This window comes from Arthrobacter rhizophilus, assembly GCF_026241105.1.
Lineage (GTDB): Bacteria > Actinomycetota > Actinomycetes > Actinomycetales > Micrococcaceae > Arthrobacter.
Window position 1 is genome coordinate 95,713 of record NZ_JAPFFT010000011.1, and the last position, 26,643, is coordinate 122,355.

Here is a 26,643-nt window from a genome sequence, read left to right on the forward strand (position 1 = left end):
TTTTCGTGATTCTCGGGATTTTCAAACTCGTTCCCCCCTCGAACCTCAATAAACTTTACGCGAGATCCCTGTTGGTGCCAAATCGACGTGGTGTAATCTGCCTAACTAGACCGGTCTATGTGACCTTAGTCACTAAAATTGAGGAATCCCCGACGCGGATCCTTGATTTTTAGGGGTTTTGCTCCGAAATGGTCAAGAGATCCCACGTCCGAACCCAGATTGGTCTACTCCGCGACCCCTAGCATTTAGGACACACCACTGAACCCGAGGAAGGGAACCACGATGGGCGATCTGGCGCGACTGCCGCTGCTTGAGAAGGCACCTACTACGCATGCACGTCTGCTGGCCTGGGTGGAGGAAGTAGCCGAGCTGACACAGCCGGACCGCATCCACTGGGTTGACGGCAGCGAAGCTGAAAACAAGAAGCTGACCGACGAACTCGTCGCCGCCGGCACCCTGAAGAGGCTGAACCAGGAGCTCTTCCCCAACTCTTTCGCTGCATTCTCTGATCCCGCGGACGTAGCCCGCGTGGAAGAGCAGACCTTCATCTGCTCCGAGAAGGAGCACGACGCCGGCTTCACCAACAACTGGATGGCTCCGGCCGAGATGAAGCAGAAGCTGCGCGGACTGTTCGCCGGCTCCATGCGTGGCCGCACCATGTACGTCATTCCGTTCGTCATGGGCCACCTGGATGCTGAAGACCCCAAGTTCGGCGTCGAGATCACCGATTCCGCCTACGTTGTTGCCTCGATGCGCATCATGGCCCGCATCGGCACCGACGTCCTGGAACGTATCACCCAGACCGACGCGTTCTTTGTCCCTGCACTGCACTCCCTGGGCGCTCCGCTGGAAGCCGGCCAGGCAGACGTTGCGTGGCCTTGCAACCCGGACAAGTGGATCGTGCACTTCCCGGAAGAACGCTCCATCTGGTCGTTCGGCTCGGGCTACGGCGGCAATGCCCTCCTTGGCAAGAAGTGCTACGCCTTGCGCATCGCGTCTGTCATGGCCCGTGACGAAGGCTGGCTGGCCGAGCACATGCTCATCCTGAAGCTGACTTCGCCTGAGCAGAAGACCTACTACATCTCTGCGGCGTTCCCCTCCGCTTGCGGCAAGACCAACCTCGCGCTGCTCGACCCCACCATCAAGGGCTGGAAGGTGGAGACCCTCGGCGACGACATCACCTGGATGCGCTTCGGCAAGGAAGGCGAACTCCGTGCGGTCAACCCCGAGGCCGGCTTGTTCGGCGTCGCTCCCGGCACCGGTTGGGGCACCAACCCCAACGCCATGCGCGCCATCGCCAAGGGCAACAGCATCTTCACCAATGTTGCTTTGACCGACGACGGCGGCGTTTGGTGGGAGGGCATGACGGAGGAAACTCCGGCGCATCTGACTGACTGGCAGGGCAACTCGTGGACCCGGGGCTCCGACAAGCCTGCGGCACACCCGAATTCCCGCTTCTGCACGCCGATCGACCAGATCGACATGCTCGCCGAGGAGTACTTCAGCCCCGAAGGTGTGGAACTCTCCGCGATTCTGTTCGGCGGGCGCCGCAAGACCACCATCCCGCTCGTCACCGAGGCCCGCGACTGGTCTAACGGCATCTTCATGGGTTCCACGCTGTCCTCGGAGACCACCGCTGCTGCGGCCGGTGCCGTCGGCGTCGTGCGTCGCGACCCCATGGCCATGCTGCCGTTCATCGGCTACGACGCAGGTGACTACCTGAACCACTGGGTGAACCTGTCCGCCAAGGCGAACTCACTTGGACAAAACCGACTGCCCAAGATCTTCCTGGTCAACTGGTTCCGCCGCACTGCCGAGGGTGGCTTCGCATGGCCCGGCTTCGGTGACAACGCCCGTGTCCTCAAGTGGGCCATTGAACGCCTCGAAGGCAAGGCCGACGCGGTCGAGACTCCCATCGGCTTCGTTCCGACCGGCGAGTCCATCGATCTCGAAGGCTTGGACATGACCCCCGCCGAGGTGGAAGCGGCAGTTCGCGTCGACCCCGCCGAGTGGAAGACCGAACTGGCATCGATCGAGGAATGGTACGCAAAGTTCGGCGATTCCCTGCCGGCCGCGCTGTTGTCCGAACTCGAAGGCCTGAAGTCCCGCCTGGCCTAGACCACCAGTCCCCGTAAGACGGCGGTCCCGCACCTTGCGCTCAAGGTGCGGGACCGCCGTCGTTTCCTTGATTCCAGCCATTGTGCCGCGCAAGCGGCGAGAGTAGCTTTTAGAGAACCAGCAGTTCTCTAATTTCCGGGACCGGGCCATGGACGATGCCCAGCAGCACACCAAGAGAGTCCACTCTGCCATCAGGACTGCGCTGCCGGGCATCCTGTTGGTGATGTTCCTCGGCGCGCTGGACCAAACTGTCATGGCCTCGGCCCTGCCGACCGTCGCCGGGGAGCTGGGCGGCCTGGATCAGATGTCCACCATCATCACCGGCTACCTTGTCGCCGCCACGGCCGCCATGCCGCTGACAGGCAAACTTGGCGACGCTTTCGGGCGCAAACGGATCCTGCAGGCTTCCCTTATCTTCTTCATCATCGGCGCGGGACTGTGCTCGCTGGCGCAGTCCGTGCCGCAGCTCATCGCCTTCCGCGCGGTTCAGGGCATCGGTGGCGGAGGGCTCATGATCGGTGCGCAATCGGTCATCGGCGAACTAGTCAGTCCCCGCGAGCGCGGCAGGCTTCTGGGCATCATCGGCGCAGCCTTCGTCATGGCCGCGGTGACCGGACCTTTGGCAGGCGGCGCGGTGGTGGACCATTTCTCGTGGCGCTGGATCTTCTACTTCTACGTTCCGCTCGGCTTGGCTGCCCTTGCCGTGGTGACGTTTACCTTACGGCTCCCGGTCACCCCGCGCGGACGACGCGTGGACTATGGAGGCGCGGCCTTACTGGGTCTTGCCATCGTCGCAGTGATCTTCCTGTCCAGCGGTGGCAGCTACGCCGGGCCGGTTTGGGTGGCTCCGGTCCTCGGCGCGGTGGCTCTTGTGGCGTTGGCCGCCTGGCTGTTCAGGGCGCGCCGCACGGTTGATCCGATCATCCCCTTGTCCCTGTTCCGGGACCCTGCCTTTGCCATACCGACCGCGGTGAGTTTCCTGGTCGGCTTTGCGATGTTCGCCACGCTGAATTACCTTCCGGCGTTCTTGCAGGTGGGGATGGGCATGTCGGCCACTGCGTCCGGCGGCATGCTGATTGCGTTGATGGTTGGCTTTCTGCTCACGACGTCGGGATCCGGCGCACTGATCACCCTCACCGGGCGCTACAAGCTGTATCCGGTGGCCGGAACGCTCCTTGCGGTTCCCGGAATCTGGCTTTTCAGCACCATGGACTCGGGTAGCAGCCCGTGGCTCGTCCTGCTCTCCATGCTGCTTCTCGGGCTGGGAATTGGGCTCGTCATGCAGGTCATGGTGCTGGTGGTGCAGAACTCCGTGGAGCGCCGCGACCTGGGTGCTGCGACGTCCACGGTGACCTTTCTCCGCCAAGTGGGTGCCGCCGTCGGCGTGGCTGTCTTGGGTTCCCTGATCACGGCGCGATTCGCCGCGGCGGTCCCGGCCCCGCTGGCCGCCGCTTTGGGCGACCGCATCAAATCCTTGACGCCCAAGGCCCTGGAAGCCCTGCCGGCCGCGGACCGCATCGCGGTTGCCCAGGCATTCGGCCATGCGGTTCCGCCGGTTTTCGGGTTTGCCGCGGTGGTGTTGGCTGTGGCGTTCGTATTGACGCTTTTCCTCCCCGAGCGGGAACTGCGGACCACCGCTCACGCAGATACCACCCGCTCCGACGCCGCAATCCCGGAAGCCTCCGACCCCGCCGACAGCACCGCACCAGGAGCCCAAAATGACTGAGCAAACCGCAGCCCCCTTGGCCGATTTTGGCGCTAGGGACATCGCCGCCGCGGGCGGTAAGGGCGCCGCTTTGGGGGAGCTTGTGCGCCAGGGGTTTCCGGTGCCGCCGGGCTTCATCATCACCACGGGCGCGTTCCTGTCCTTCCTGGCGGAAACGAAAGTGGGGGTGGAGCTGGACGTCCTGCTGTCCAGGGAGCCCGGCGCAGCGCCCGACGCCGGAGCGTCCGACGGCGGTTACAGAACCGGCGGCGCCGCCATCCGGGCCCTCTTTGCCGGGGCGGAAATGCCCGGTTCGCCGCGGCATGAGATCCTCGATTCGTATGCGAAGCTGGGCGGCGGAGCTGTCGCAGTCCGGTCCAGTGCCACGGCGGAGGATCTGCCGGGTGCCGCGTTTGCCGGCCAGCAGGATACCTACCTCAACGTGCTTGGCGAGGACGACGTGGTCCAGGCGGTGGTCGCTTGTTGGGCGTCGTTGTGGACCGACCGGGCCATGGCCTACCGCCGACGGCAGGGGATCGACCCGCACGAGGTGGCTATCGCCGTCGTCGTACAAAAAATGGTGCCGGCGGCCATGGCGGGTGTCATGTTTACTGCGAATCCGGTCACGGGCGAGCGGGGTGAAATCGTGGTGGACGCGAATCCCGGGCTGGGGGAGGCCGTGGTCTCGGGCAGGGTGACGCCGGAGCACTACGTCCTGGACCGTTGGGGAAAGGTTCTTGGCTTCAGGCCGGGCGGCCGCGAGGTGGTGATCAGCGCGGCAGCGGGCGGTGGGACGCGGGAAAGGGCTGGTACGCCCGCCGCCAAGCCAGGGCTCGTCGCAGGGCAATTGGCGGAGCTGGCCCGGTTGGGACAGGAAGCCCAGCAGCATTTCGGGCGGCCACAGGACATCGAGTGGGCTATGGCCGGAGGCGTGATGTACGTGCTGCAGTCGCGCCCGATGACCGCACTCCCGCCGCAACCGCCCAGCCTCAACGCGGTCCAACGGCGGGTGGGGCCGTTCTTCATCGAGATGTTCCAGGAACGGCCGTATCCGTTGGACGTCTCCGGGTGGATGAGCCGGGGAATCCTGGCCATGTTGCAGGGGATGGCCGGGAGCGTGGGCGTGGTCTTCCCGAAGGTTGAGGAGTTGTTGCCGGAAGACGACGGCGTGGTGGTGCAGCTCATTCCGCCGGTGCCGCGCCCGACCATCCGCACGCTCGCCGCACCCGTGTCTTTGCTGCGTCGGTCAAGGCAATTCAAGCCCGAAGCGTGGACCCAAGATCCGCGCTTCGCCCTCTTCCTTGGCAATGTCGAACGGCTCAACGGCAAGGATCTCGGTCCGCTGCGATGGGGTGCGGTCATTGCTTTCCTGGAGGGATGCTTCGCGACGATGCGGGGTATCACGGACTTGAGGGTCTCCTACCTGCCCGGCATTCTGGTGCCGGCGCTGAAGATGCGCTTCATGCTCCTGTTCCTCGGCAAGACAAGGCTTGCGCCTGCGCTGATCGCTGGGGCGGAAACCCGGACGAGCCAGGCGAATCGGGCACTTGAACGGCTCGCTTCCCTAGCGGCAGAGGACTTGAGCTTGTCACACGCCTTTCTCGAAGCAGACCCCCGCCAACTGGTGGACCTGGTGGAAAAGGATCCCGAGCATCGTGCTTTCAGGGAAGCCTTCGAGGCATTTCAGCTCGAATACGGCCACCGGGAAACCACCAGCGTTGTCCTGAGTAGTTCGCCCACCTGGTCCGATGCCCCCGAAGTGGTGCTTGGGCTGGTGAAAGCCATGTCCGGAGAGCGGCACCAAACGGACGACCAGACCGGGACGGCGCTTGCGGAGTTGACGCGTCACCCGGCTCTCCGTTACGAACCAGTGAGACGGACGGTGCTCGCCGCCGTCGAATCCGCGCGAGCCGGAATGGCGTTCCGCGAGGACAGCCACTTCTACGCCACCAAGGTCATCCCGCCCATCCGCCGCGCCTACCGGGAGCTCGGCCGCCGGTTGGTGTTGGCTGGCGTGATCGACGAACCCGACGACATCTATCACCTGCGGTTCGAGGAATTGGAATCCATCATGGATGCGGACGACGGCGGTGCGCTGCCAACTTCCCTACGGGATCGTTACCGGCCGCTGGTGCTGGCGCGCGCGGCCAAACGGCGCGAGTTGGAGGGTATTCCGCTGCTTGATCCGGCTTTGCTCTTTGGCCGAGATCACCGTGTTCGAGGCCGCCGCGTGTCAGGGGCACTTGTCTCCGGTACTCCGGCCAGCCGCGGCCAAGCAAGCGGGATTGTCCGCGTGATCCGTGGGCCGGCCGAGTTCGGCCGGCTCCGCAGCGGCGAAATCCTGGTCTGCCCGTACACCAACCCTGCTTGGACCCCGTTGTTCCAACGGGCCGCCGCGGTTGTAGTGGATGCCGGCGGACTCGGCTCCCATGCGGCGATCGTGGCCAGGGAATACGGAATTCCGGCAGTCATGGGCACAGGTTCGGGAACCAGCGTCTTGGCCGACGGGCAGTGGGTGCTCGTCGACGGGAATCTGGGAGTGGTCCTGCCGGCCGCTTCGTCGGGGAGTGTTTGACATGGCGGAGGAGCGGGACCTTTCGGCGGAACGGCAGGACCACCGCAAGCTGCCGCGCCGGCGCGGAGCCGCCCTGAACAGTGCAATTTTCGAAGCTGTCCGGGCGGAGATCGCTGAATTCGGGTACGCCGCTCTGACCATGGACAGCGTCGCGGATCGCGCCCGGGCGAGCAAAGCCTCGCTCTATCGGCGGTGGCCCGGGCGCGCGGCGTTGGTGCTCGAGGCGGCCTACGACGCCATGCCCAGTCCTTCGTCCGCGCCGGATATGGGTAGCCTGCGTGAGGACGCCCTGGCGATCCTGAGGCTAGTAGCGCAACAGCTGGAAGGAGCAGTGGGGCAAGCCATGCGCGGGCTATTGGGGGAAGCGCTCCAGAACCCAGCGGTGGCTGCTGAAGTCCACGAGTACACGCGCGGCAACGTAGGAAAGATCATGCGAGCCATCATTGAGCAGGCTGCGGCGCGCGGCGAATGCGATCCCAACGTGGCCACGGAGACAAGAATCGAGGCCGGCCCCGCCTTGCTGCGGCAGCGGTTCATTTTCTCGGGAGCACCGATCGATGCCGATTTCCTGGTGAAGGTGGTGGACGAGGTGATGCTGCCGCTGCTGCTAGTCAGGCCGCCAGGCTTGGTTGTCAGCCCGCCGGGGACGGCGGGCTGACAACGGCGGTTAGGTGGGCTAGTTGGCCAGCCAGATGTCCGGTCCGAAGACCTCGTAGTGAATCTTCGTGGCAGGGATTCCGGCATTGATGGCTTCGTTGCGGATGTGCTTCATGAACGGCAGCGGCCCGCACAGGTACAGCGAGGCGTCGGCCGGCAGGTCCACTTCGCGCAGTGACATGAAGCCGGCATTGGACCCGGGCTGCGGTTCCTCCAGCCAGAGCTGGAGTTCGGCTCCATCCAAGCGTTCGACGTCGTCCGTCATCTGACCGCGCAACGCCCAACTGTCCAGATTGCTCTCCGCGTGCAGGACCAGGACCTGGCGGTCCGAGCCGGAGTCTGCGAGCGAGCGCAGGATGGATGCCGTGGGTGTGCAGCCGATGCCGGCGGAGGCGAGGACCACTGGGCCGTTGCCGTCCTTCAGCGTGATCTCGCCATAGGGGTTGGAGATCTCGAGGACGTCGCCAACCTCTACGGTGTGGTGCAGCACGGGCGAGACTTCGCCGCCGTCGTCGATCTTGGTGGTGAAGCTTCGGCTGGTGCCGGCGTCGCCGGAAAGAGAGTACTGACGGACCTGGCGCAGGCCGTCCGGGAGCGTGACCTTGACGCTGATGTACTGGCCGGGCAGTGCTTCGGTGATGGGGGTATCGTCGGCCGGCTCGAGGGTGAAGGTCTTGGATCCGGTGCCGGCGGGAGTCTTGGACGCGACCTTCCAAGGGCTCCACATCTTTCCATTGGCCTGCGCCGCGTAGAGTCCTTTTTCGATCTTGATCAGGGCGTCCGCCATGAGCCAGTAGACCTCTGTCCAGGCTTCGGCGATTTCAGGGGTGATGACTTCGGCGAGATCCTCAGCGATGGCGGCGAAAAGGTGCTCGTAGACCACTTGGTACTGCGGCTCGGTTATCCCGAGTGAGGCGTGGCGGTGCGCGATGCGGGACAGCACTGTCTCCGGCAAGGTTCCCGGGTTGCTGATCAAATGGCTTGCAAAGGCGGCGATGCTTCCGGCCAGGGCCTGCTGCTGGTTGCCCGAGCGTTGGTTCGAACGGCTGAAGAGCCCATCGAGCAGTTCGGGGTGCGCAGCGAAGAGGCGGGCGTAGAACTTGGGGGTGATGTCGCCAATCCGGGAGCCGACGAGCGGCAACGTGGCTTCGATGACGGGGAAGGACTTGTCCGAGAGCATGGGAACTCCTGTCGTAGTGGCCCGTGGGGTGCGAGCGGACCGGGATCAATACTTGTATTTGAAATGCAAGTATCTTTAGTTAAGTTCTACACGCTGTAGAAGATTTTTGCCAATCGACAGGCCCAGGGACCTTCGGCGTGCGCAACCGCGCGGGCGCTTTCGTCTGGCTTACAGCCCGGGGCGCAACCCGATTGCCTGGAATACCGGCGTCATTTGCCGTAGGCGAGGCAGGGAAGAGACGACGACGTCGTCCAGCTCCCGGTAGAAGGCTTCCCGCGCACGGGCCAGCGCATGGCGCAAGCCGCATTCGGTAATGAGCGGGCAGTCGCCGTTGGTGGAATGGCACTCCGCGGGATCCGCCCTGGTATTCAGCTCCCGCAGGAGCTGGCCCACTGTGGCTTTCTGTCCGGCCGCGCTGAGCCGGGATCCGCCGTTGCGGCCACGCTCGACGTCGATCAGGCCCAGTTCCCGCAACCGAACGATGGCCTTGCTGACGTGGTGGTAAGGAGTCCCCACGGCGTCTGCGATGTTTTGGGTCGTCAGGAGTTCACCCACGGGCGCGGACGACAGAACCAGAAGCGCGCGCAGGCTCACATCCGCGAAGGCATTGATCTTCATGCCAATAAGCTTACGGAGTCAGGTCTAGTCCACCCAGACGGCGCGTTCGTGTCCATCCGCTTCGGCAGCTCCGAACGTGTAGCCTTCCGGAGTCTGCACGTATGGGACGACGGCTGCCATAAGTCCGCCGCTGCGATGTTCAGCCGCGGCGTGGATCCCGTCTGAGCCGTGTTCCGGAAGGACCACATCGCTGGCCATGGCAACCGCGCGGTATCCGTCACGGCCTTGGCGGAGCAATTCGAGGATATCGGCCAGCATCGACCCTGTGTCGAAGTTTCCTTCGTCGTCCGGCTCTCCGGGTGTAACAAAGACGAGTCGGAACTCGTGGTCGTCCGCAAGGGTGACTGCGAAAGGCATGAAACCCCCGTTTTGTTCCAGGTGTTCCTGCGCTGTTGCCAGGGCGGTTCCAAGGGTTTCGCGGACCTCGCGGAGTTCGCGTTCCTCGGGACTTTCAAGGCCGTCGATCTGGGAGTTCATGCTCTCCGTATTGCTCGTCGGGATGACCGGTTAAGAGCGGATCAGCGCAAGGACGCGGTCGCGGATCTTTTCCATGGTGGCCACGTCCTTCGCCTCTGCGTTCAGCCGCAGGAACGGCTCAGTGTTGGACGGGCGAAGGTTGAACCACCAGGTGCCGTCCTTCGCGGTGAAGGTGCTGCCGTCCATGGTGTCGACGTCGGCGTCTTCGTTCTCAAAATCGGCGCGGACGCGCTCAATGGCGCCCACCTTGTCCTCGATTTCGGAGTTGATTTCGCCGGAAGAGACGTATGGTTCGTACTGACGGCCAAGTTCGGACAGCGGGCCGTCCTGCTCACCCAGTGCCGCCAACACGTGCATGGCTGCGAGCATGCCGGTATCTGCGTTCCAAAAATCGCGGAAGTAGAAATGCGCAGAGTGCTCCCCGCCGAAGACGGCACCTTCTTCAGCCATGACGGCTTTGATGAACGAATGCCCCACACGGGTACGGACGGCGCGGCCGCCATCCGCGGCCACGAGTTCCGGGACAGCCAGCGAGGTCAGCAAGTTGTGGATGATCACGGGCGTCTCTTCACCCGCTGCCTGGGCACGCGCGATTTCCCGGCGCGCAACCATGCCAGTGATGGCGGAGGGGGACACAGGTTCGCCCTTCTCGTCGATCACGAAGCAACGGTCGGCGTCGCCGTCGAAAGCCAGGCCGATGTCCGCGCCGTGTTCGATCACTGCGGCTTGCAGATCCCGGAGGTTTTCAGGCTCAAGCGGATTGGCCGGGTGGTTCGGGAACGAGCCATCCAGCTCAAAGTACAGGGGGACGATCTCGAACGGCAGGGCAGGAAGCAGTTCGCTACCGAGCACGGCGGGAGTGGTCAGCCCAGCCATCCCGTTTCCGGCGTCGACGACGATCTTCAACGGACGGGAGCCTTTGAGGTCAACCAGGCTTCGCAAGTACTCGGAGTAGTCCTTCAGGACATCGCGGGCGCTGATCTTGCCGTGCACATCCGCATCCGGGATGTTGCCTTCGTTGAGGTATTTCTCCGCCAGAGCCTGGATTTCCTTGAGGCCCGATTCCGAGGAGATCGGTTGGGCTCCGGCCTTGGACATTTTGATGCCGTTGTATTCAGCCGGGTTGTGGCTTGCGGTGAACGTAGCGCCTGCAGCATTGAGGGCACCGCAAGCGTAATAAAGCTCGTCGGTGGAAATGAGGTCCAGCAGTTGGACGTTGGCACCGCGGCGGGCAGCCCCGTCCGCAAACGCCTTGATGAATTCCGGGGAGGACGGGCGCATGTCGCCGCCAACCAGCACCGTCTCGCCCGCGAGGCCTAGAGTGTCGACGAACGCCGCGCCGACAGACTCCACGATGTGGGCTGTGATGGATTCACCGACGATCCCCCGGACGTCATAAGCCTTGAAGGAAGCCGAGAGGTCGAATGTTTTGTTCTGCTCGCTAGTCACGCGCTCAATCTTACTGTGGACCGCCGTCGGCACTACGCCAGAACCCGGCAGTGTGGAAAACCTTTGTCCACATAGATGAAGTCCTGGGTTCTGGCTGTCTGCCGGTGCTGGAATACTGAAGCCATGCCCAACAACCCGGATGCTGCCCTCCTCGCAGCGGAACCGTCCACCACCCGACCGCAGGCCCTTGAGGTACTGAAGGAGCTTGTGGGAAACGCGGACGCCCGATTCCACGACGGCCAGTACGAGGCGATCGAGGCCCTCGTCGACGCTGGGCGGCGCGCCTTGGTGGTGCAACGGACTGGCTGGGGCAAGTCGGCCGTGTACTTCGTCTCGTCCTTGTTGCTGAGGCGTCGGGGCGCCGGGCCTACGCTCATCGTTTCGCCGCTGCTCGCGCTCATGCGGGACCAGGTGGCGGCAGCCGCACGTGCCGGCGTTCGCGCCGTGGCGATCAATTCCGCCAATCAGCTCGAGTGGGACAACGTTCGCGAGCAACTGGCTGCGGATGAGGTCGATGTTCTCTTGGTTTCACCGGAGCGGCTCACCAATCCAGCGTTCCGCGAGAACCAGCTTCCCGAGCTCATCCGCCGTACCGGCCTCCTCGTGATTGACGAGGCACACTGTATTTCGGACTGGGGCCACGATTTCCGTCCCGACTACCGGCGTATCTCCGATCTCATCGAGCAACTGCCGGGAAGCGTCCCCGTGCTGGCAACCACAGCCACGGCCAACTCCCGGGTGGTCCATGACATCGAGGAGCAACTTGGAGCGGGTGTGCTCACCATCCGCGGGACACTTGGCCGTGAGTCCCTGCGTCTGGGCGTTCTGAAGCTCGCAGACTCAAGGGATCGCCTCGGCTGGTTGCTGACCCATCTGGCTGACATGCCAGGCAGCGGAATCATCTATACCCTGACCGTTTCCGCCGCGGAGGACACCGCCCGGCTGCTCTCCGAGGCCGGCCACAACGTCCTGTCCTACACCGGCCGCACGGACCCCGCCGACCGTGAACGGGCTGAACAACTCCTCAAGGACAACCAGGTGAAGGCGCTCGTGGCCACCTCGGCGCTTGGCATGGGATTCGACAAACCGGATCTCGGTTTCGTCATCCACCTTGGTGCCCCGTCATCACCGGTTGCTTATTACCAGCAAGTGGGCCGCGCAGGCCGTGGGGCCGCCAACGCCGATGTGCTCCTCCTACCCGGATCCGAGGACAGGGAGATCTGGCAGTACTTTGCCACGGCTTCCATGCCGTCAGAGGAAAAGGCTGCCGCCGTCCTCAACGTCTTGGCTGAGTCCGGCACGGCCCTATCCACTGTGGCTCTCGAAGCAAGGGTGGACTTGCGCCGGACGCCACTGGAACTCCTGTTGAAGGTCCTCGCGGTTGACGGTGCGGTGGAGCGGGTGGGTGGCGGCTGGAGGTCCACGGGACGCCCGTGGATCTACGACGCCGAGCGTTACGCCCGTATCGCCGAGGCCCGGGTGGACGAACAGGATTCAATGGTGATCTACCAGGACACGGCTGGATGCCGCATGGAGTACATCACCGCCGTCCTGGACGACGAGTCGGCACGTGCATGCGGTCGCTGCGACAATTGCGCTGGCACGTGGTTCCCGGCAGACGTGGCAGCAGCAGCCGCCGACGTCGCGGGGCAGACCCTCAGGCGCGCGGGTCTTGCCTTGGAACCACGGCTTCAATGGCCCAGCGGCATGGACCGGCTGGGCGTTGCCGTGAAGGGCAAGATCAAGCCCGACGAGCTGCTGGCCGAGGGCCGCGTTCTGGCGCGGCTGACCGACCTCGGATGGGGAGGCGCCCTCCGTGAACTCTTTGCCTCCGGCGCAGCTGACCGCGATGTTGAGCCTGCCATGCTGCAGGCTTGCGTGCAGGTGTTGCGGGAATGGGCCGCAGGAGACGGCCGATCTGCAGGATGGAGCGGCCAAGGACGGCCCGCAGCCGTGGTGAGCATCCCGTCCAGGAACAAGCCCGCGCTTGTCGAATCCCTGGCGCGCGGTATAGCCGGGATCGGCCAGATGCCGTATCTGGGTTCCCTCCAGCTCCAGCACGGTGGACCTACTGGCGGGAGGGGCGGCAACAGTGCCTACCGGCTGGCCGGCGTGTGGGACCGCCTCGTTGTGGGCCCGGAACTCGGACAGAACCTCGCGGCGCTAGGCGGGCAGGGCATCCTCTTGGTCGACGATCTTGCGGACAGCCGCTGGACCATGACGGTTGCGGGGCGAGTCCTCAGGCAAGCCGGAGCGGGATCGGTGCTGCCCCTCGTCCTTGGTCAAGCGGCTTGAGCGGCGCGGCATCGGACGTCCAGTCCGAGTCCCAATGGCAGCCGCGGCTCGCGCTGCTGGTTGCCGCCACCTTCTTCATGGAGTTCCTGGACGGCACAGTCCTCACCACCGCCATGCCGAGCATCGCTGCCGATTTCAAAGTGGCTTCGGCCGATGTCAACGTCACGATGACGGCCTACTTAGTGACCGTGGCCATGGGAATTCCGTTGAGCAGCTGGCTCGCAGAACGCTTCGGGGCACGCCGAATCTTCTGCCTGGCGATCGCGGTGTTCACTGTCGCGTCGCTGTTGTGCGCGGTGAGCCAAGACCTCACTTGGCTGACCCTCAGCCGGGTGGCGCAGGGGGCCGGCGGGGCGATGATGGTGCCTGTAGGAACCCTTGTGGTGCTGCGAGGTACGCCTAAGTCGGAGCTCCTCCGGGCCACCGCGTTCCTGATTTGGCCCGGATTGCTGGCTCCCGTTCTGGCGCCCCTCGTGGGCGGAGCCTTCACCACATACCTTTCGTGGCACTGGATCTTCCTCATCAACGTTCCTCTGGGGATTGCTGCGTTCATTGCGGCGCTGAGGCTGGTTCCCCGCACGGGAGGCAATGCGGGTCGCCGGCTCGACTGGCTAGGGCTCACGCTTACCACCTTCGGCGTCGGATCCCTTGTAGTAGGTCTTGAAGGGGTTGGAGGTCATGGCGCGGGCGTGATCCCCGCGGTCGTAATGTTGGCCGGAGCATTGGCTTTGGCCGGGGCAGGCTGGTGGATGCTCAAGGCCAAGGCTCCGCTCTTCGACCTCCGTGTCTTCGCCACCCGCACGTTCCGGGCCACTTCCACCGGAGGGTTCGTTTATCGGCTAACCATCAGTTCGGTGCCTTTTCTTCTGCCGCTGTTGTTCCAAGACGGTTTTGGCTGGGATCCGCTCAAATCCGGGGCCATGGTGGCTGCCGTCTTCATTGGCAACATCGGCATCAAGCCCGCCACGACGCCCACCATCCGGCGGTTCGGCTTCAAACCGGTGCTGGTTTTCGCGTCCCTCGCCTCGGCGGTCACTTTTGCCGCGTGTGCCATGCTCACCCCCGAAACCCCTGAAGCTTTGATCTTTGCCTTGCTGCTGGCCAGCGGCGCCTTCCGTTCGATCGGGTTCTCGGCCTACGCATCCGTGCAGTATGCGGACATCGTTCCGGGGGAGCTTCCCTCGGCCAACGCGGTTTCAGCCACGCTTGTGCAACTGGCCGCGGGTGCCGGCATTGCGGTAGGTGCGCTCTTCCTGCGCCTTTTCGACCATGTTTCGCTCTTCGGCGGCGGCCCTTCCTCGGCGTACCGGGGCGCCTTCCTCGCGATGGCCGCCGCGATGCTGTTGAGCACCGCGGACAGCCTCACGCTGCACAGGCACGCCGGAGCCGAAGTCAGCCGTAGTGCAGTGAGCAAGGCCGAGAAGCGCCGAGGCTAGGGGCGCGAGGAGAAGCCAAAGACCCCGGAACCTCGCCAACAGAGGCCCAGCATCCTTGCGCCCGGCGTCTTTAGCTCGGCCCAAGGTGCTGCCCGGATCGCTCTAGTTAGGAAGCGGTGTGCGTGAACGGGATCCGGTCGACCGGCCCGGAACGCAAAAAGGCCCCGGTCCAAGGACCGGGGCCAAAACGCGGAGACGGGGGGATTTGAACCCCCGGTGGAGTTGTGCCCCACACTTCATTAGCAGTGAAGCCCATTCGGCCGCTCTGGCACGTCTCCAGTTGCTATTGCTAGCCAACCAAGGATACGCAGAACTGGGCACCCAGTGCAAAACGGGGGAGCCGAGGAGCCGCGGGCGTGGATCTTAGGCGACCGTCACTGCCCCGCGCCCTGCTTGCCAGCGAGTGCCCGCCAGAGGAAGTGCTGGCTGCGGGCCTGGAGGGAGGCCGCTTGGCGGTTGTCCGAAGCGCCTGCGTGACCGCCTTCAAGTGCTTCGTGGAACCACACGTTGGGGATGCCCATCGCCTGCATCCGGGCGGCCATCTTCCGGGCTTGGACCGGGCCCACACGGTCGTCGGAGGTGGCCGTCCAGATGAACGTCTCCGGGTAGTCGACGCCGTCGCGCAACAGATGATACGGAGAGAAGGTTCGGATGAATTCCCATTGCTCCGGGACGTCCGGATCGCCGTACTCGGCAATCCAGGAGTAGCCGGCCGAAAGCTTGGTGTAGCGGCGCATGTCCAGCAATGGGACACCGCAGGAGACCGCTCCGAACAGCTCCGGATACTGGGTCAGCATGTTGCCCACCAGCAGCCCGCCGTTGGATCCGCCCACGCAGCCGAGCCGGCGCGGACTTGTGACGCCGCGTGAGATGAGGTCCCGCGCAACCGCGGCGAAGTCCTCGAACGCGCGGTGCCGCTTTTCCTGCAAGGCGGCGCGGTGCCAGGCTGGGCCATACTCGCCGCCGCCGCGGATGTTGGCCACGACGTAGACGCCGCCGCGGGAATGCTCCGAGGAGCCATCGTCGGATTGGATGCTTTCACTTCGGCGTTCCAGCCACGCGCGCCCAATGGCGCCGCTGTAGGCCGGGGTTCTGGAGATCTCGAAGCCTCCGTAGCCCGAAAGCTGCGTGGGGTTTTCGCCGTCGAGGTCCAGATCTTTGGACGCCACTTGGAAGTAGGGCACCCGCGTGCCGTCTGCCGAGGTGGCGAAGTGTTGCTGCACCTCGTAGTCCGTCTCGTTGAAGAACGACGGCGATGACTTCACCACGGCGTGCGTGCTGGACACCCCGCCGTCGTGGCCAGCGTCGAGGCTGTGGGTGGCGATGCCCGGGGACAGCGTGCCGCGCATGAGCGTGGTGGGAGTGGTGAAGCCCGTCGCCACGAGCCAGTAGTCGTTGCCAGCGTCGTCGCCTTCCGTTTCGTCTTCGTCGTCCACCGCGTAGGCGTTCACATCGTGCAGCGGCGGGCACGCATCGAGCAAGGTCACCGCCCACTCGCCGGCGGAGTCCTTTCGGGCGGGAGCGAGCACCCTGATCTCGGAAGAGACATCGTGCAACAGGTTCATGAGCAGGTAGTCCCGCGTCCAACTCCAGGACTGCAGGGAAGTGTGTTCGTCCGGGGTGAAGAGCACTGTGAAGTCGCGTGCTCCGGACAGATAGCCCTCGAATTCGGCAGCAAGCAGCGAGCCCGCCGGGTACGTTGCACCGCCAACGTTCCAGTCTTGCCGCGGACGGAACATGAGCCATTCGCGGTGGGAACTGAGGTTCACGTCTGTGGGGACGTCGATGGCAAGCCACGCGTCGTCACGCAGCACGGAGGTGGTTCGGTTGAAGAAGTCGATCCAGTCCACGGCGAAGGTGCGTTCGAAACCCGGGGTGGAGTCGTGGGCGACGAGCGCCATCATGTGGTCTTCGGGGATCTCGAAGATCCGCTCGGCTTTAGTCAGGCTTTGGCCGCGCCGGAGCTTCACTCCGGTCCGCGCGTAGGAGGAGGTGGTTTTCGGTAGGCCGTCCGCGGTTGTGGATACCAGCAGCGTGTCGGCGTCTAGCCAGCTCACGTTGCCTTTGGCGGTCGGAAGGTCGAAGCCGCCTGCGGCAGGGTCCACGAAGGTGCGGGTCTCGACGTCGAACTCGCGGTGGCGGTTGGCGTCGCCGCCGTCGGGGGAGAGCGCGATGATGGCGAGGCGGTGCGGTTCGCCCTCGGCAGGGCGCAGGAAGTTGGCGCCGTGGAACACCCATTCTTCGCCCTCAGCCCCGGCCAGTGCATCGATGTCCAGAAGCACGTCCCATTCCGGAGAGTCGCTAAGGTAGCTCTCCCATGTGGTCCGTCGCCAGAGACCCTTCGGGTTCTGCCGGTCCTTCCAGAAGTTGTAATAGTGCTCGCCGCGCTTGTTCACCATGGCGATCTTGTCCGTGGAGTCCAGGACTTCCAGGATTCCGGCTTCCAAGGCGGCGTAATCGGCGTCGTCTAGCAAGTCTTCAGTGCGGGCATTTTGCTCCCGCACCCAGGCCAGCTGTTCTTCGCCATGAACGTCTTCGAGCCAGATATTCTCGTCGACAGGTTCGGAGGCGGTCGCGGTTCCCTGGGCAGTTTCGTTGTCGGGCGCGGGCGCTTGATCAGCTGCTGTGGTGGTCATCCCTCATCCTAGAGCGACTGTCTGAGAAGGAAGCAAGTCACAAGAAGTTAGGCTTGGGCGTGGGTAAATCGCAGAACATTCGGGTGGGGCTGATCGGGGCAGGTCCCCGCGGCACCAGTGTGCTTGAGCGATTGCTCGCCAATTGGGCCGCGACGGAAACGGAAGCCCGTTCCCTGCATATCGACGTCGTAGACCCCTATCCGGCCGGTCCCGGACACGTCTGGCAGCCCGAACAGTCCCGCCTATACCTCATGAACACGCAGTCGTTTTACCCCACCCTGATTCCAGAGGACGAGCAGCTCGCGCCGCCCTTGGCCGGGGGATCTTTCGAGCAATGGCGCGCGGAAAAGCGTGCGTCCGGCGGCAAGGGCCTGAGCCCCGAGGAGCGGGCGGAACTTGCCATCCTCGCCTCCCACGACTTTCCAAGCCGTGCCCTCTACGGACGGTATTTGCGCTCAACGTTGGAGGAATTGCTGGAACGCGTCCCTGCCGGCGTCGAGATCGCGTTCCACAGGTGCCATGCTGTGGCGGCGCGTCCCCTGCCGGGCGGCGCGGCCGACGGTTTGCCGGGCGGCCCCCCGGGCGGAGGGTTCGACGTCGAACTCGACAACGGCGGCAGGCTCACCGTTGATTCCCTCGTCCTTTCGCTGGGTCACCTTGAGTCCCGGCTGAACCCGGAACAGCGTTCGTTTAGGGAGGCGGCGGGGGAGCTCGGGCTGCTGTACTTCCCGCCGGCCGCTCCTGCCGACGTCGACTGGGCCTTGGTTCCGGACAAAGAGACGGTCCTGGTACGGGGCATGGGACTGAACTTCTTTGACGTCATGGGCCAGTTGACGGAAGGCCGCGGCGGACAGTTCGTGGCGGCTGGCGACGGTCTCCCCGGGAAGCTCAAGTACTTGCCCTCGGGCCGGGAACCGAAGATCTTCGCGGCATCCAGGCGTGGCACTCCGTACCGGGCCAAGGCCGGCTTGGACGGTTACTACCCGAAGTCGGTGCGTTTGCGGTACTTGACGGAAGGCGCCATAGAGCGCTTCGCCGCGGCGGGAATCCAACCTGGCTTCGACCACGATCTCTGGCCCCTCCTGCATCGCGATGCCTTGTGGGCTTATTACTCCACTTTGGTTGTTTCGGAACCCGTGGCCGTTCCCGAAGCGACGGAATTCCTGGCTGCCCTCGAGGACCTGTTGCAGCCGCATGCGCATGCCACCGGGCGGTGGGAAAACCAGGTTGCAGAGCTGGTTGCCAACCACGTTGCAGCGTCGCGCCGCCTTGACCTTCTGGGCCTCGCGGCGCCATTGGCTGCGCGTTCCTTCGCGTCAAGGAAGGAACTCGACGCCGCCGTCGTGGACTATCTGGACGACGACGCCCGCCGCTCCGCGCTCGGAGAGGCGGATCCCGTGAAGATGGCCATCGGTGCCTTGCACACGGGAAGGGCCATCCTGAAGAGTGCCGTGGCCGACGGCGGCATCACCGACGAATCGTGGGTGGGTGAACTTCGGGGCTGGTTCGAGTCCTTCGTCGAGGGGCTCGCGAGCGGTCCGCCCGCCGTGCGCGCCGAACAGTTGGCCGCTTTGGCGCGTGCCGGCGTCGCGAGTTTCGTGGGCCCGGATCCGCGATTCAACGTTGACCGTGGCAGGGGGGTCTTCCGTGCGGTATCAGCCTGGGTGCACGACGACGCCGGGGAAGCCAAGACGCTGATTGAGGCCATGTCCCCGGCGAACAGGGTGGGCGCGAGCGTTTCTCCGTTCCTGCGGCAGTTGCTCGCCGACGGGTTGGTGCGGCCCAAGGTGATGATGTCGGCCGAAGGAATGCCGGTGCAGACCTCCGGGTTGGATGTCGAGGCGCACCCCTACCGTCTGGTGGGTGCGAACGGTTCCGTGACTCCCGGGATGTACGCCCTGGGCCTGCAACTTTCCTCCGCCCAGTGGGGGACGGCCATCGCCGCCGAAGCCCGGCCTTCCGATGGTCGTGCCTACCGCAGCGGCCAGCGGACCCTCCGCGACGCGGACGAAATCGCCAGGGACATGCTCGGCCTACCCCTGCAAAAATGAGCATATTCCACCAAGAATAATGAGCATGCTCCCCGCCCGATCCTGCGCGTGGACATAATCCCAATATGTCCATTCGCCAAGGCCGGGGGAGAGCATGCTCATCCGTGGTGGTGTGGGCTTATGAAGCCTGGTTTTCGATGACCTTGAAGATAGCACCCGTCGGATCGGTCAGGGTGGCCATGCGGCCGTAGGGAGTGTCCTCAGCTGCCTGGATGACGGTAGCGCCCAGGGAGACGGCCTGCTCGATAGTGGTATCGACCTTGTCCACAGCGAAATAGACGCCCCAGTAGGACGGCACCTCGGCAGGCAAGAAACCGGAGGCATCCATGATGCCCGCCTTGGAGTCGTCGCCCGCGCCGAGCGTGGTGTAACGGAACTCCGGGGTGTCGCCCACGACGGTGGTTTCCCAGCCGAAGACGTTCTGGTAGAAGGAAACAGCAGAGTCGTATTCCTTGGCGAAGAGCTCGTGCCAAGCAGGTGCGCCCGATTCGGCAGCGAGTTGGTAGCCCTTCATCTCGCCGAACTGCCAGGCCCCGATGGCTGCTCCGGAGGAATCCGCGTACATTGCCATGGTTCCCTGGTCCGGCACTTCCATGGGTTCCATGTAGACCTGGCCACCGTGGGCGACAGCCGCTTCAGTGGTGGCCTTGATGTCGTCAGTGCGCAGATAGGTGGACCAGACATCGGGCATCTGGGCCATGTCTTCCTGCTTCTGCATGATCCCGGCCATTATCTTGCCGTCCTTCGAGGCCGTGATGTAGCCGCCGTACTTTTCCTGATCCCCGGTCTCGTAGGTCCAGCCGAAGAGCGTGTTGTAGAAGGACTTTGCCTTCTCCGGGTCCGAGGTCATCAGGTCGATCCAGCAAGGTGCGCCGGGGGTGATGTCAGGCGTAGGCATGTTTGCTCCTGTGTCGTTACCGCGGTTGCTGCCACGGTTTCATGAGTGGGTGGTGGAGACAGACAAAACCCTATGCGGGGCCCCTGACAGTTTCAATGCCTTTGGTGGGTCCTATCCCATGACGAGCATCAAGATGAAGTAGATCGCCCCGCCGACCACCGAGTAAATGGCGAACGGCGTCAGGGTGCGCGTTTCAAAGAAACGAAGGAGGAACTTGGTAGCGAACCAGGCGGCGACACCCGCGCACAGCGCGCCCACCAGGAACACGCCGCGCTCGTCGGCCATGGCCGGGGTGAAAAGTTCAGGAAGCTTGAGCACGGCAGCCGCGCCGATGATGGGGGTTGCGAGTAGGAAACTGAAGCGCGCGGCATTTTCGTTGTTCAATCCGGACAGCAAACCGCCGGCCATCGAGGCGCCGGAACGGGAGATGCCCGGGATCAGGGCGGCTGCTTGCGCGGAGCCGATTCCCAGGGCGCGTTTCCACGACAGGGTGGCGATTTCGGCGTCGGAAACAGTGGCAGTCACCGGTTGCGCTGCAGCGCGCCGGCTGTCTCGGGTCCGCAGGCGTTCCGCCGCAAAAAGGACAAGCCCGTTGACCACCAAGAATGCCGCCGCGATCAGGGGGGAACCAAAGAGGTTCCGGATGGGCTTTTCCAAAACCAGGCCGATGATTCCGGCAGGCACGGTTCCAACTACCAGGAGCCAGCCGAGCTTCGCGTAGGTATCCGACGGCGCAATCTTCCTGTCCCGGATGGAACGGCCAAGTCCCTTGGCGATTTCAATCCAGTCCCGGAGGAAGAAGAAAAACAGCACAATTGCCGTAGCCAAGTGGGTGGCTATGAGGAAGTTCAGGAATTCCGGAGCTTTCTGGTCCAGGCCCCAACCGAATAGTTTGGGCAAAATTACGCTGTGGCCGAGGCTGGAAATCGGGAAGAGCTCGGTGATTCCCTGCAGCAGGCCCATGACGATGGCCTGGATCATATTAATCATGGGTTCGATCCTAGCCAGTACCGGTTACTGGGAGATGAACGTTTGCTGGGAGGCAGCCGTGGCGGTTGCAGGATCCGTGGCTAGTATCGACGAATGACCCAAGAACGATGGCGGCAAATTTCCGAATGGCCGATGGTGGCGGCAGCAGTGCTGTTTCTGGTGGCCTACTCGTTCCAAGTGATCGCCAACCTCAGCGAGTCCCAATCCTCCATCGTTGACACCATCATCTGGGTCACCTGGCTGGTGTTTGCCCTGGACTACGCCATGTGCCTCCTGTTGGCCCGGCGTCGCGCCCAATGGTTCCTACGGAACCTCCACGAGTTGCTGATACTTGCACTCCCGGTTTTGCGACCGCTGAGGCTATTGCGGCTCGTAACACTTCTGAAGCTTCTCCATCGCACCGCCGGGAACGCGATGCGTGGCCGCATTCTCACATTCGTTCTCGGCTCCGCAGCCCTCCTGACGTACTGCGGTGCGCTAGCCGTGCTTGACGCGGAGGAGAACGCCACGGGCGCCAACATCACCAACTTCGGCGATGCAATCTGGTGGGCGATGGTCACCATCACCACCGTGGGCTATGGGGACCACTATCCGGTGACGATTGTGGGCCGTTGTGTTGCCGGAGGTCTGATGGTCTGCGGGATCGCTGTCCTCGGCGTCGTCACTGCGTCCGTTGCGTCCTGGCTCGTCGAACAGGTTTCGTCCGGAGCGGCCGCCGCCGCGACGGTGGCTGAGGAGCCAATGAAGCAGGAGATTCGTCGGCTGGCCGAACAGGTCGAGCGCCTGACTGCCCTCCTGGAAAACGCCGACGGCGAACTACCGGGCGGCGTGGTCGGAACCCGTAGTGACCACTCGCCGTCCCCGTAGCTCGCCGTCGAGGTGCGTTCTTAGTCCTCGCTTCCGCGGATGGGGATGCTCGCGGAAGAAATGAGGACGCCGCCCTTTTCCTCGTTGGTGGCGGGGCGGATCTGGCCGCGTTCGGGGACGAAGGTGATGGCTTCGTCTTTTTCGTCGGGGGCGTTGACGAAGGAGCGGAAGCGGCGGAGCCGTTCGGGGTCCTTGAGCGTCGCGGCCCACTCGTCCTCGTAATTTTCGACGTGGGTGGCGATGGCCGCCTCGAGCTCCTCGGCGATGCCGAGCGAGTCCTCGACGACGACCTGCCGCACGTGCTCGAGACCGCCTTCGAGTTCTTCCTGCCAGCGGGCGGTGCGCTGGAGACGGTCCGCGGTGCGGATGTAATACATGAAGTAGCGGTCGATGTATTTGATGAGGGTCTCGTCGTCTAGCCCGCCCGCGAGGAGCTGGGCGTGAGTGGGGGTCGCGCCGCCGTTGCCGCCAACGTAGAGGTTCCAGCCGTCAGCGGTGGCGATGACGCCGACGTCCTTGCCGCGGGCTTCGGCGCATTCGCGGGCGCAGCCGGAGACGCCGAGCTTGAGCTTGTGCGGACTGCGCAGGCCGCGGTAGCGCAACTCGAGCTTGATCGCCATGGCCACGGAGTCCTGGACGCCGTATCGGCACCATGTGGAGCCGACGCAGGATTTCACGGTGCGCAGGCTCTTGCCGTACGCCTGTCCGGACTCCATGCCGGCCTCGATGAGCTCGCCCCAGATGTCCGGGAGTTGCTCGAGGCGGGCGCCGAACATGTCGATGCGCTGCCCGCCGGTGATCTTTGTGTAGAGGCCATACTTCTTCGCGACGGAGCCGATGACCACGAGCTTGTCCGGCGTGATCTCACCGCCCGGTATGCGCGGGACCACGGAGTAGGTACCGTCCTTTTGCATGTTGGCCAGGGCGCGGTCGTTGGTGTCCTGCAGGGTGCCCCGGCCCGCGTCGAGCACGTACGCGGAATGCTGCGAGGCGAGGATCGAGGCGATGGTGGGTTTGCAGATGTCACAGCCCGCGCCGGTGCCGTATTTGGCCAGGATGTCCTCGAAGGAGGTCAGTTCCAGGACCCGGATGGCGTCGAAGAGTTCCTGGCGGGAGAGGCCGAAGTGCTCACACAGGGCCTTGGAGACCTCGATGCCGGACTTCTTCAGTTCCCCTTCGAGGAGTTTCTTGAGCATGGGCACGCAGGACCCGCACTGGGTGCCGGCCCGGGAGCAGGTCTTCAGTTCGCCCAGTTCCTGGACGGGGGCCTTGCCCTCGCAGGAGCCGCAGCCGTTGATGGCGTCCCGGATGGATCCGGCGGGCACGTTGTTGCACGAGCACAGGATCGCGTCGTCGGGCAGTTCGGTCTCGGGGGCGTCCCCGCCGCCGGCGGCGGTGAGGTACGCGCCGGGTTCGGCGGGCAGTTCGCGGCCGAGCATGGGGCGCAGGCTCATGTAGGGGGTGGCGTCGCCGACGAAGATGCCGCCGAGCAGGGTCTTGGCGTCATCGGTGGTGACGATCTTCTGGTACACGCCCCGGGCCGGGTCCGCGTACACGATTTCCAGGGAGTGTTCGGTCCTGGCGAACGCGTCCCCGAAGCTGGCCACGTCCACGCCGGAGAGCTTGAGCTTGGTGGCGGTGTCGAAGCCGGGGAAGGTCGCCTGTCCGCCGTGCAGCCGGTCGGCCACGATCTCGGCCATCGTGTTCGCCGGCGCCACGAGCCCCAGGCACATGCCGTCGAAGTTCGCCACCTCGCCAATCGCGAAGATGCCGGAGATCTCGGTTTCGCAACCGTCGGAAATGACAACACCGCCGCGCTGGCCAAGGGAGAAGACCTGCTCCTCGCCCTCCGCGGCACGGAAGAGCTCATCGCGCGGCCTGACGCCGATTGCGACGATCACGATGTCGGCGTCGATGATGCGCCCGTCGGCCATGAGGACTCCGGTGACCTGGCCGTCGTCGTCGGACAGCACTTCGGACGGGAACACGCCGCCGTGGATCTCGAAGCCCTTGTCCTTGATGAGGCGGCCCAGCGCTTGGCCGGCGCCCTCATCGAGCTGTGTGGCCATCAGCCACGACGCGCCGTCGATGACGATCGGGGTGGCGCCCAACTGCTCCGTGCCGGCGGCCGATTCGAGGCCGAGGAGACCACCGCCGATGGTGACCGCCTTGACCTTGCGTCCAAGTTTCTCCGAGAGCTGGGTAATGGCTTCGTTGATGGCCCGCACGTCTTCGAGCGTGCGGTAAACGTGGGTGTGCTCGGCGCCGGGGATCGGCAGGCGGGCAGCGTTCGAACCGGTCGCGACCACGAGGGCGTCGTAGGAGTAGCTGTTGCCGGCCGCGGTTTCCACCGACTTGGCTTCGGCGTTGATCTTGACCACCCGCTCGCCTTTGCGCAGGTCCAGGGCATCGTGGTCCCACATCGAGGCCTGGCCGAGTGTGAGGTCGTGGTCCACATCGATGAGGGCCTTGCTCAGCGTGACCCGGTCATACGGGAGGTGGGCTTCCTCGGTCAGGACCGTGACGTGCCAGCCCTCGAGACCGCGGGTGTGCATGGCGTCGGCGAATCGGTGGGCCGCTGGGCCTCCACCGGCGACCACAATTCGGCGCGGGTTCTCTGAGGGTGAAGTGTGTCCGGTCACTGGCGGCCTTTCGCATGTGCCGCAGAACCGTGTCATCCGCGACTTGTCACCTCAGACTACGGACGGGCAGTTTCGCATCAGTTTCCCTTTTGTTTCAGAAGCTTAACCTTCGCATCACGGTGAGGATTGCGGTGGAGTGAGGTCTCCTTTACGAACAGGACACATTGTTTGCATTCCGGCGAAACATGACCGGCCTACCGTGAAGATGTGGCCGCAAACGGCCCGTGCCGATGGCGGATATGGATCCGCTGGCTCGGCAGGCTAAGCGATAGGGGCTGAAATGACCGCAATTCTGGATCGGGAAAAACTACAACAGCAGAGCGCGCCGACGGCGTCCGGCTGGCACCGCGTCTGCGCAATCGACGAACTCGAACCGGCGTGGGGCGAAGCTGCTTTGGTCGGCGGCAAGCAAGTAGCACTGTTCCGCACCACGCCGAATGAAGTCCTGGCGGTGTCCCAACAGGACCCCGCGACCCTCTCCAACGTCATGGCACGGGGGATCGTCGGTTCGCGGGGCAGCCGTCCCACCATCGCCTCACCGCTTCACAAAGAGGTCTACGACCTCGAAACCGGCGAATGCTTCACCAACCCCGAACTGCGGCTCGCGAGCTACGCCACCCGTCTGGTGGACGGATACATTGAGGTAGCCGTCTAGCTGCCCGCTCGACGCCGATCCTGGCCGGTTCCGCTCACGGAACCGGCCAGTGGCGTTCTCGGCGGCCCTCACCGGCCACACGATGCCGGCAGCGCGAAGCCGGCAACCCACTGCTTAAACGCAAAGAGGCCGGCCATGGAATCCAAAGATTCGCATGAACCGGCCCCTCAGTTGCGCGATCGTCGCGCTACGCGGAAGGTAAGGGATTTGAACCCTTGGTGCGGGGTTACCGCACACTGGTTTTCAAGACCAGCTCCTTAGGCCGCTCGGACAACCTTCCCTGCCTAGTAGTGTTTCATAGGGAGTTGGTTGTGCCAAAAACCCGACGCCGCGATTAACCCAATTAAGGTGTCCTAAAGGCCAACTCCGCTGAGCAAGAAATCGGGAGCACGTATGAAAGCCGTCTACATCTCCGAACCGGGCGGGCCCGAGGTTCTCGAGGTCCGTGAGGTCCCTCCTCCGGTTCCCGGCCCCGGTGAGGTTCTCATCGACGTCGTCGCCGCCGGCCTCAACAGGGCCGATGTCCAGCAGCGCCGCGGTTTCTACCCGCCGCCACCCGGAGCCTCCGAAATTCCCGGCCTTGAGGTGTCCGGCAGGATTGCCGCGTTCGGGCCCGATGTGAGCAAGCCTTTCTCCGTCGGCGACAAGGTGGTGGCGCTGCTTGCTGGTGGCGGCTACGCGCAGCAAGTCGCGGTCCCGGCCGAACAGGTTCTGCGATTGCCCGACGGCGTGGATCTGGTCACTGCCGCGGCCTTGCCTGAAGTGGCTGCCACGGTGTACTCGAACCTCATCATGACTGCCCAGCTGCAAGCCGGTGAGACCGTACTTATACACGGTGCCACGGGCGGGATCGGCACCATGGCCATCCAACTCGCCAAAGCGTACGGTGCCACAGTCGCGGCCACAGCCGGCACGGCCGAAAAGGTGGGCACCGCTAAAGCTTTTCTCGGAGCCGACATCGCCATCAACTATGCGGAAGAAGATTTCGCAGTAAGCCTCAAGGCACAAAACGGCGGCAAAGGCGCGGACGTTATCCTCGACGTCGTGGGGGCCAAATACTTGCAGCAAAACGTGGAAGCCCTCGCGGATTACGGCCGGTTGGTGGTGATCGGGCTGCAGGGTGGCGTCAAGGGCGAAATCAACCTCGGGCAGTTGCTCAGCAAGCGCGCGGCAATCATCGGTACATCGCTGCGTCCGCGTCCCGTGGCGGAAAAAGGCGTCATCATGAACGCCGTCCGCGAGTCGGTGTGGCCGATGCTCGCCGACGGCCGGATCAGACCATTCGTTGCCAAGTCGTTCCCCCTGGAGCAGGTCCGCGAAGCCCACGAGTACTTTGATTCCGGCGAGCACATGGGCAAAGTCCTGCTGCTGCTCTAAGCCCGCCAAACCGGCCG

Annotated in this window: 18 protein-coding genes and 2 tRNA genes; 10 read left to right on the plus strand and 10 right to left on the minus strand. The window is 64.2% G+C overall.

The features are described 5' to 3' along the window. Window positions 1–282 precede the first annotated feature (282 nt). The 4 genes from OOZ51_RS11405 to OOZ51_RS11420 all read left to right on the plus strand — a co-directional run bounded on the left by OOZ51_RS11405 (window position 283) and on the right by OOZ51_RS11420 (window position 7,056). Entirely contained in the window at window positions 283–2,118 is a 1,836-nt protein-coding gene (locus OOZ51_RS11405) for a phosphoenolpyruvate carboxykinase (GTP) (protein WP_265979674.1), read from the plus strand. A 148-nt stretch (window positions 2,119–2,266) separates the two neighbouring features. Beyond that, complete coding sequence (locus OOZ51_RS11410; RefSeq protein ID WP_265979676.1) at window positions 2,267–3,844, plus strand: MFS transporter; 1,578 nt, start codon at window positions 2,267–2,269, stop codon at window positions 3,842–3,844. Beyond that, entirely contained in the window at window positions 3,837–6,398 is a 2,562-nt protein-coding gene (locus OOZ51_RS11415; protein WP_265979678.1) for a PEP/pyruvate-binding domain-containing protein, read from the plus strand. Before OOZ51_RS11410 ends, OOZ51_RS11415 begins: the two co-directional genes overlap by 8 nt. A 1-nt stretch (window position 6,399) precedes the next feature. Then, window positions 6,400–7,056 carry a TetR/AcrR family transcriptional regulator gene (locus tag OOZ51_RS11420; RefSeq protein ID WP_265979679.1) on the plus strand — a complete coding sequence of 219 codons (657 nt, stop codon included), beginning with the start codon at window positions 6,400–6,402 and terminating at the stop codon, window positions 7,054–7,056. An 18-nt stretch (window positions 7,057–7,074) separates the two neighbouring features. Here the strand turns inward: OOZ51_RS11420 and OOZ51_RS11425 are convergent, their stop codons facing one another. The 4 genes from OOZ51_RS11425 to OOZ51_RS11440 all read right to left on the minus strand — a co-directional run bounded on the left by OOZ51_RS11425 (window position 7,075) and on the right by OOZ51_RS11440 (window position 10,779). After that, on the minus strand, window positions 7,075–8,235 hold the full coding sequence (locus OOZ51_RS11425) for a globin domain-containing protein (protein WP_265979680.1): 1,161 nt from the start codon (window positions 8,233–8,235) through the stop codon (window positions 7,075–7,077). A gap of 168 nt (window positions 8,236–8,403) precedes the next feature. Continuing rightward, entirely contained in the window at window positions 8,404–8,853 is a 450-nt protein-coding gene (locus OOZ51_RS11430) for an RrF2 family transcriptional regulator (protein ID WP_265979682.1), read from the minus strand. Between the two features lie 24 nt (window positions 8,854–8,877). Continuing rightward, window positions 8,878–9,330, minus strand: coding sequence for a hypothetical protein (locus tag OOZ51_RS11435; protein ID WP_265979684.1), 453 nt, complete (start codon window positions 9,328–9,330; stop codon window positions 8,878–8,880). Window positions 9,331–9,360: 30 nt separating this feature from the next. Further along, on the minus strand, window positions 9,361–10,779 hold the full coding sequence (locus OOZ51_RS11440) for a phosphomannomutase/phosphoglucomutase (protein WP_265979685.1): 1,419 nt from the start codon (window positions 10,777–10,779) through the stop codon (window positions 9,361–9,363). Window positions 10,780–10,902: 123 nt separating this feature from the next. Between OOZ51_RS11440 and OOZ51_RS11445 the strand changes: the two genes are divergently transcribed. Continuing rightward, a complete protein-coding gene (locus OOZ51_RS11445; protein WP_265979686.1) occupies window positions 10,903–13,074 on the plus strand; it encodes a RecQ family ATP-dependent DNA helicase in 2,172 nt (723 codons plus the stop codon). Next, window positions 13,071–14,510 carry an MFS transporter gene (locus OOZ51_RS11450; protein WP_265979688.1) on the plus strand — a complete coding sequence of 480 codons (1,440 nt, stop codon included), beginning with the start codon at window positions 13,071–13,073 and terminating at the stop codon, window positions 14,508–14,510. Before OOZ51_RS11445 ends, OOZ51_RS11450 begins: the two co-directional genes overlap by 4 nt. Window positions 14,511–14,700: 190 nt before the next feature. On the opposite strand, the gene OOZ51_RS11455 is transcribed toward OOZ51_RS11450, so the two are convergent. Then, a tRNA-Ser gene (locus OOZ51_RS11455) sits at window positions 14,701–14,788 on the minus strand. A gap of 96 nt (window positions 14,789–14,884) precedes the next feature. Next, the gene (locus OOZ51_RS11460) at window positions 14,885–17,146 is read right to left on the minus strand and encodes a prolyl oligopeptidase family serine peptidase (RefSeq protein WP_265979690.1); all 2,262 of its coding nucleotides are present in this window, start codon (window positions 17,144–17,146) and stop codon (window positions 14,885–14,887) included. Window positions 17,147–17,205: 59 nt separating this feature from the next. On the opposite strand from OOZ51_RS11460, the gene OOZ51_RS11465 reads away from it, so the two are divergent. After that, complete coding sequence (locus tag OOZ51_RS11465; RefSeq protein ID WP_265979692.1) at window positions 17,206–19,197, plus strand: FAD/NAD(P)-binding protein; 1,992 nt, start codon at window positions 17,206–17,208, stop codon at window positions 19,195–19,197. A gap of 118 nt (window positions 19,198–19,315) precedes the next feature. Here the strand turns inward: OOZ51_RS11465 and OOZ51_RS11470 are convergent, their stop codons facing one another. Then, on the minus strand, window positions 19,316–20,095 hold the full coding sequence (locus OOZ51_RS11470) for a VOC family protein (RefSeq protein ID WP_265979693.1): 780 nt from the start codon (window positions 20,093–20,095) through the stop codon (window positions 19,316–19,318). A 111-nt stretch (window positions 20,096–20,206) separates the two neighbouring features. Then, a complete protein-coding gene (locus tag OOZ51_RS11475) occupies window positions 20,207–21,085 on the minus strand; it encodes an undecaprenyl-diphosphate phosphatase (RefSeq protein WP_265979694.1) in 879 nt (292 codons plus the stop codon). Window positions 21,086–21,178: 93 nt separating this feature from the next. Here OOZ51_RS11475 and OOZ51_RS11480 point away from each other — a divergent pair, with 93 nt between their 5' ends. Next, window positions 21,179–21,952 carry a potassium channel family protein gene (locus tag OOZ51_RS11480; protein ID WP_265979696.1) on the plus strand — a complete coding sequence of 258 codons (774 nt, stop codon included), beginning with the start codon at window positions 21,179–21,181 and terminating at the stop codon, window positions 21,950–21,952. A gap of 20 nt (window positions 21,953–21,972) precedes the next feature. Here the strand turns inward: OOZ51_RS11480 and nirB are convergent, their stop codons facing one another. Further along, window positions 21,973–24,594: a nitrite reductase large subunit NirB gene (gene nirB / locus OOZ51_RS11485; protein WP_265979697.1), complete on the minus strand. Its 2,622-nt coding sequence runs from the start codon at window positions 24,592–24,594 to the stop codon at window positions 21,973–21,975. 280 nt (window positions 24,595–24,874) lie between these two features. Here nirB and nirD point away from each other — a divergent pair, with 280 nt between their 5' ends. Continuing rightward, window positions 24,875–25,249, plus strand: a complete 375-nt coding sequence (gene nirD / locus OOZ51_RS11490; protein WP_265979698.1) for a nitrite reductase small subunit NirD — start codon at window positions 24,875–24,877, stop codon at window positions 25,247–25,249. Between the two features lie 192 nt (window positions 25,250–25,441). Here the strand turns inward: nirD and OOZ51_RS11495 are convergent. Continuing rightward, window positions 25,442–25,529 (minus strand) — tRNA-Ser (locus OOZ51_RS11495). Between the two features lie 113 nt (window positions 25,530–25,642). On the opposite strand from OOZ51_RS11495, the gene OOZ51_RS11500 reads away from it, so the two are divergent. Beyond that, the gene (locus OOZ51_RS11500; RefSeq protein ID WP_265979700.1) at window positions 25,643–26,626 is read left to right on the plus strand and encodes an NAD(P)H-quinone oxidoreductase; all 984 of its coding nucleotides are present in this window, start codon (window positions 25,643–25,645) and stop codon (window positions 26,624–26,626) included. Window positions 26,627–26,643 lie beyond the last annotated feature (17 nt).